Here is a 7003-nt window from a genome sequence, read left to right on the forward strand (position 1 = left end):
AGCTGCCCCTGCCATAAAACTCATGATGCCGTCTCCTGACCCATCCACAAATAATGGTGCTTTGAGTTTATATTGGATGGAATTCTGACTACAAAAGGCCATGACATGGTCGATAGAGTCATTTCCTTTCTTTTCTAAATCATACATGGCCGTATTCAAAAGAAGCCTGATGTTTGGCAGTGCTGTCACCTTTTCAATAAGGATGGTATCCAATATCAAAGGATTTCCTTCAGGGTTACGGTATAAGTTCTCCAGAAGAATTTCATCGATAACTCCTCCTTCCCTCGCCCAACGATTATTATTACCCATATGGGATGTTGCACCGAGAATCCATAAGCGAATCTCAGATGAGCCATTGCCACCCAATACGGGCCTATCTTGCACCAACACTACATTGACACCTTGCCTTGCTGCTGTGATCGCACAGCAGGTTCCTGCAAGCCCTCCTCCTACAATTACAAGGTCTGAATCAATGTATTCAGTTTTAAGCGCTCGCTTCTCTTGCGTATAATTTTCTTTGATCATTAATTTTACTGAATTCAGGTTTTTACTTTATATTTTGAGCTTTCGCTTGTTTACTTGAATAATGGACAGCATAATATCCCAGGAGAAAAATTAGCGTCCCCATGATAAAAAGATAAATGCTTCCTCCTCCTCCCCATATCCCAAGTCCAAAAAACAACAAGCCAATGCCAATAAATGCCCAGCCCATTACTTTATAACCATAGGTATTTTGAATTTGACCATCATTTAAACTCTCAGTCAAACCACTCCTTTTGTTCCTCTCTAAATAGTTTTCATATTGCTTGAATTGCGGATTTTCAACTTTACCATAAATTTCATACAAGGCCAATAGTGCAATAGGTAAAAACACCCCTACGATCATTTCACTGCTTCGCCCCAAGGAAAAGGAGAATAAAGCCGGGGAAATAAATTTGAAAAAGAGGTTGATTAAAAGACTCAGTCCGGTAACTACTAAAATGGAAGTTCCTGTTTGCCTTTTAGAAAAAAGTCCCCAGATAGCGGGAGCATATAATGCCCCGCCCGTAACAGCCCCAATACTTAATACCACTTCCACTATACCTCCTGCGAGCGGTACCATAAATGCTACAGCTATGGTGCCCAAGCCAAAGAGTAGTGTTGCTATTCTGGCTACTTTCATCAGGGTCTTAGGTCCGGCCTTTGGGTATAGAGGCTGGTAAACATCATTGGTCAAAACTGCAGCAGCAAGGTTCAGAGAAGTGTTTACTGAGCTGGCTGTGGCAAAGATCATTCCTCCAAGCATTAAACCCAGCATTCCCACCGGTAACACACTCATGCACATTCTCAGGTAGGCTCCCTCAGTTTCTAAGCCAGTCAGACTGGGGTCCAAAACCCGATAAATCATAGGGGGCAACATCCAAATCAATGGACTAATTAAATACAAGACCCCAAAAAGATAGCCCACCTTACTCGCTGAGCTTTTATCTTTCACGGAAGTATATCTTTGCACATAAGCCCAATTGCCACCGATAAAAATGGTATTGTACCCAACAAATGCCAAAATGAACCAAAAGGTGTACTCTCCATTGAATAGATTAAAAAACGTGTCAGGCGCTTCAGCAATAAATTGATTCATACCTCCTACTTTTTCCAAAGAAAGCGGTAAAACAATCAAAACTGCTGCAGTAAGAATGACAAACTGTAGGACATCAGTGACGATAACCGCCCATAGGCCTCCCACTGCTGTATATAGCATAATCATTCCTCCCAACAGCAAGATGGCATAATAGATATCAAAACCTGTCACCACATTTAATATTTTTGCAACCGGATAAAGAAACGCACCGGTATAACCTAAAGAAAGAACTAGGAAGATGAAAGTGTAATATTGCTGTACCTTTTTGCCAAATCTATTGGTAAGGTATTCAGCAACGGTAATGGATTGTGTTTCTTTCCATTTTGGTGCCAGGTATTTTCCAATCAAGAAACCACTAATACACATGGCCATTTGAATAGTGATGGCCACCCAACCCCATTCATAGGCTATAGAACCCCACACCACAAAAGTTCCTGCGGAAAAAAAACTCATGAATAAAGACAAGCCGCTAATGGACCAGGGTACTGCTCCTCCAGCAGCGAAAAAGGATTTCATATCTCCACCTTGCTTTCCAAAAGACAAGCCTGCTCCGAGAATAATCAGGGTAAAAATAAAAATGGTTAGGTAATCTAATTGATGCATACAAGAATGAATAATGGGCGAATACTTAATGATTAAAGGCTATTAGGGCATTTACAATAAACCTATTCTATAATTTAAAGGTAAAAGTAAAATTTAAACTTTTACCCTGATTAAGTAATAGGAATCAAGCATAGCATCGCTATGGAAAAATTGAAAACAGCAGTGAGGTGGCGGATTTTGGAGTAATTGATTGTCTATTGCATATCTCTTGTTTAACGGTAATGATTTTCCCACAGCCTTTATGGGAATTCTTTTACTAAAATGGGGCCTGACTGGTTGATTAAATAGGCTGAAGTGGCCTCTCCCGGCATTTCCCCTCGCTTCCAATTTAATAATGTACCATCTAAAGTAGCTTTATTGGGGGTGGGCTTATTGGGGATATTATCTCCTGTTTGATTGGTCCACCTTGTTAATAAAACCCTCATTTGGTGGACAAGTGCCCTGTTTTCAGGGACATAAATGACATTCTTAAGATTATGCGGATCATCTTTGGTATGGTAAAGCTCCTCAGCCGGCTGGGGCAATAAGGTGATTAAATACTGAGCAGCCGTTAGTTGGCCTTTTTCGTGCATGTTCCACAACTCTTTTGCTGCAGGAAAAGCGTGAGGGTCTGACTCACCCGAAAGGTTCCGCTTATTGGGCCAGTTGTTTCTAATGTAAATCCAATCCCCCATACGGACCATCCTTTCATGCATGCTGTACCGGTGCCAGTTTCGTTCAGCAAAAGCCACATCCCGAACTATGGCAGTGTGGTCATTAAAAACTTCAGTAAAGCTAATACCTTGAACGCTTTCAGGAGCTTCTAAACCGGCAAGTTCCAAGATTGTTGCAGATAAATCAATTGCGCTGACAAGAGCATTGGTCCTGCCTTGTTTGACTTTCGGCCCCGCAATGAGCAAAGGTGTTTGAATACCGTTTTTATACAAGTAGGTTTTGCTTCTGGGAAAAGGCCTGCCATTGTCAGAGACAAAAATAACATAGGTATTTTCCATTATCCCTTGAGCTTCCAGTTCATTCAGAACCAATCCTACATAATGGTCCAGCCTACTGATTTCATGGTAATATCCGGTGAGGTCCTCTCTTGTAAGCGGTCCGTCATACATATAGGGTTGTACCTCTACTTGCGAAGGAAGGTAAGTGCGGGCTTTATCATTGACTTGCCAGTCTCTGTGGGCATCATGGGAGGCAAACCAAAAAAAGAAAGGCTGGTCTTTGGGACGGTTTTTTAGGTGAGGCAACCATTTTTCACTACCTGCAGGTAGGCCATCTGAATGCGTTACAAATCCCAATTGATCGGGAGCTGCCATGTGGTTTTTACCCGATAAAACTGTATTATAACCTGATTGTTTTAATTCCTGCACAAAGGTATTTTGACCGGAAGGAAGAGGTACATGAATTTCAGGACCTCCGGTATTGTGTGGGTACCTACCGGTAATCATGGATATCCTACTGGGAGAACAAGAACTTGTCGTCAAATAAGCATTGTCAAATACCAACCCTCTCATCGCAAGCTTTTCCAGATTTGGGGTATCAATCGATTGATTGCCATAAATGCTTAGGTCTTCGGCTGAAATATCATCAGTGATGATAAAAACAAAATTCGGAGGCCTATTATTAGCTGAAGCAGTATATGCCCCAAACAAAATCAAGGATAAAAGAATTGGTATTTTACAATAATTCATTTTTGAAACTAGACTTATTTATTGGGCAATGTCGGATAAGTATAAATATTTAAAGGAGATTCGATAATACCCATGAATTCTTCCAAGTGCCTGGTATACACTTCCCTTGGACTGGCGTTGTTTCTTTTGGCTACATAAGCTGCATAGCCTACTGCTTCGCCCATCATTCCACAGGTACGCATTACTCGAGTACTACCAAATGCTACATGTGTGGTACTGATATTTCTTCCGGCCATGTACAAATTATCAATGTTTCTTGAGTACAAGCAGCGGTAAGGAATGGTGTAAGGTTTAACCCTTATATGTTTGGTCGCAGCAAAAAACTCTTCCCCTTCAAAGTATTTGCTATTTTTCGCATCGGGAAAATGTAGGTCAATGGTCCAGGTAGCTGTTACACTTCCATCCGGATACATCACTCCATCTTGGATGTCCATCTGGGTCAATACATGGTCTCCCATTAATCGTCTTGATTCTCTTTTACCTCCAATATAGGAAACCCAAGCCAGTTCATGATTTTTGTACTTGTCCCCTTTCTGATTTTTAAGGTAAGACCAATTGCCATAAATCGCTCTTAGGTTGTGATCCCTGATTTGTTCGGCTTCATAAATGGTATTAAAATTGCCAAATCCTGTCTCCCATTGCCAATCTGATTGATGTTCATCGATGTGATATTCATCAGAAAACGGAAGAGCCCAAGGGGTTTCAGGAAAGTCAGAAGAATAATCTTTTTCCACAGAGGCCCATAAATTAGAGGTTCCCAAGGTGAAATCATCAGCGGTTTCAGCTGCCAGTGATTCTCCGGTTTCTTCTTTACTTTCACGTCCCATTCTATATTCTGCTCCTGCAAGGAACCCCAGCGTACCATCTCCGGTACAGTCTGAGAAATAGGTGCCTTCAAATCGGTATTCTTGATTGGTAGCAATATCACGACCGATCACCGCTTTGATGCTATTTCCATCCATTTCCACTTCATAGACATGGGTATTGAGATGGAGTGAGATATTGGGCTCTGCCTTTACAATTTGCTCCTTCCTATCGTCTCCATATCTTTTTTCATCAGGATTTCCATTGCCCGGATCCCCGTTGTCTAATTCCCTGACAATTCTCCCTAATTTAGGGTAATGGTTGACATCCACTCTACCCATAAGGTGTACCCTGATTTCAGAACTGTTATTTCCTCCTAATACAGGTCTATTTTGCACCAAAGCTACTTTTAAGCCCATTCTGGCGGCAGAAATTGCTGCTGTTGTACCTGCCATTCCTCCACCTACAACTACCAAATCAAATTTCCCTATTTCCTCAGGTCCATCGGTCAATCCCAACAATTCCTTACGAAGGGTCAAGAGCTTTTCGTTGTCATTGGTAGGCTTGTCTGCCTCGGAGGTAGAGAAATAAATGGCGTCAAACCTTCCATTAAAGCCGGAAAGATCCTTGGCTGTTAAGGAATTCTCCCCTTGCTTCATTTCTACTTCCCCTGCATAATACCAGTCCCAATCAACAATCCCACTTTGACCAAATACCTGATCGATCTCTTTTTCATTAATAGCCAACTTAAAGGCGCCGGGACCTGTAGGATATGGGGCCCAGTCTTTGGTCCTAACCCACATATGGTAAGTCCCTCCCTTTTCAAAATTCACCTTTGTGCTTGCATCTTCTACCACACGCCCCATTCCATGTGCCATAAGGTAAGAACTGTATAAAACATCAAAGGACTGCTGATCAATTACCCAGCCCCCAGTATTTTCAAATGATTCTGCTTCTACAAGTAGTCTGTCCTGGGCTTGTAGATTGATTTGGGTAAAGGCCAGCAGAAGGCCAAACATCCATAGAATACGTTTCATTTTAGGTTTATTTATTTAGTGTTCAGTTGTTTTTTTATTCTTTTATCCAATTTTTCTTGGTTGAGCAACAGTTCTTTCAAACCTTCCTCCCATATTCCATCCTTTATATAGTCTAAAAGCTGATACTGTTGTGATTTACTAAGATTTAACTGGTTTTTTAATACCGAATAAATCATTTTTTGCTGAGCCGGATTGCCTTCTTTCATCCCTAATAACAATTTGCTTTGGATTTCCGGATACAATTTTAAAGTATTGAATTTGTCAAGTATCTTCATTTGTAACCTATAGGGGCTTTTCTCCAGGGTTTCCCAAAGCCAAATTTGGCGATCTAAAGTGGAAAAAATTTCCATAGGCAGTACCTTAATTAAATAAGATCCCAGAAAAATATTGTCTCCAAGCAATACATCAAGCATAGCTGTGGATAGTGTATTGTCCTTGTAGAGATTCTTCTCAATTACCTTTTCAATGGCCCAATATTGATACGGATAATGGCCACTTTCAAGAAATTGGACCAATAAGACTTTTGAATAAAGCTCCTCTGTATGGGCCTTAATCTTATCTACCATTTCCCCATGGGCCAAATGCCATAATGTATAACAAGAATAAACAGCCCCGTCAATCACTTCATTTTTTATCGTTTTGAGAGTAGCTCCAGTCACAGCATCCACCCCATTTGCAGCTATAGTTTGTGTGCTTCCCACCAACTCTTCTATTTTATACTCCTTAAGAAGCGACCTTTCATTGCTAAGAATCTCCTGCAACTTTTCATGGTCGTCATCATCAAAGGGTATATGGTCCAATTTGGTTAACATCTCCCCTTCCGGAACTTCATATTTTTGATAATTTCCCAAGAGGTCCCAATAGAAGTCGATATAAACCGGATAACATTCATTGGTGTGACAAACAGGTGTGAAAATTTCTGCCGTATACCCTTCTGCTTGTCCAAGCTCATTTTCAAGCAAATACATGTCATAGCGCAAAGAATCTGTTTGCAAACTTTCAATCAAAGTCTTCTTAACGGGCTTTTCACGCTCATGTAAGCCTACAAGACTTATCGTAACAATCAACAGGATTAAACCTCTGGTCAAATTCATTAAATATTATTCAAGTTTAGGTGTTTTCCTTTTATTTGTTATTTGTAAGTAAATTGTGCACTTGCTTTACAATCTTGGTCACCAACCAATCTTACCCACCTGGCTTCAATTCCTTCAGGAAATTGTTCCACATGTGTTTCGCCTGCAGGTACGGTTACCTCTTTA

Annotated in this window: 5 protein-coding genes; all 5 read right to left on the reverse strand. The window is 40.9% G+C overall.

Going from position 1 to position 7003, the window contains the following annotated elements; genetic code table 11:
• Positions 1 to 525, reverse strand: a 525-nt coding sequence (locus AAC037_RS16275; protein ID WP_339904013.1) for an FAD-dependent oxidoreductase, incomplete at its 3' end; no start/stop codon positions are given.
• Between the two features lie 22 nt (positions 526 to 547).
• A complete protein-coding gene (locus AAC037_RS16280; protein ID WP_339904014.1) occupies positions 548 to 2221 on the reverse strand; it encodes a sodium:solute symporter family protein in 1674 nt (557 codons plus the stop codon).
• A gap of 239 nt (positions 2222 to 2460) precedes the next feature.
• On the reverse strand, positions 2461 to 3903 hold the full coding sequence (locus AAC037_RS16285) for a sulfatase (protein WP_339904015.1): 1443 nt from the start codon (positions 3901 to 3903) through the stop codon (positions 2461 to 2463).
• A 14-nt stretch (positions 3904 to 3917) separates the two neighbouring features.
• On the reverse strand, positions 3918 to 5744 hold the full coding sequence (locus AAC037_RS16290) for an FAD-dependent oxidoreductase (RefSeq protein WP_339904017.1): 1827 nt from the start codon (positions 5742 to 5744) through the stop codon (positions 3918 to 3920).
• Positions 5745 to 5755: 11 nt separating this feature from the next.
• Positions 5756 to 6838 carry a hypothetical protein gene (locus AAC037_RS16295; protein ID WP_339904019.1) on the reverse strand — a complete coding sequence of 361 codons (1083 nt, stop codon included), beginning with the start codon at positions 6836 to 6838 and terminating at the stop codon, positions 5756 to 5758.
• Positions 6839 to 7003 lie beyond the last annotated feature (165 nt).

The organism is uncultured Cyclobacterium sp., from assembly GCF_963976465.1.
In the GTDB taxonomy this organism is placed as follows: Bacteria; Bacteroidota; Bacteroidia; order Cytophagales; family Cyclobacteriaceae; genus Cyclobacterium.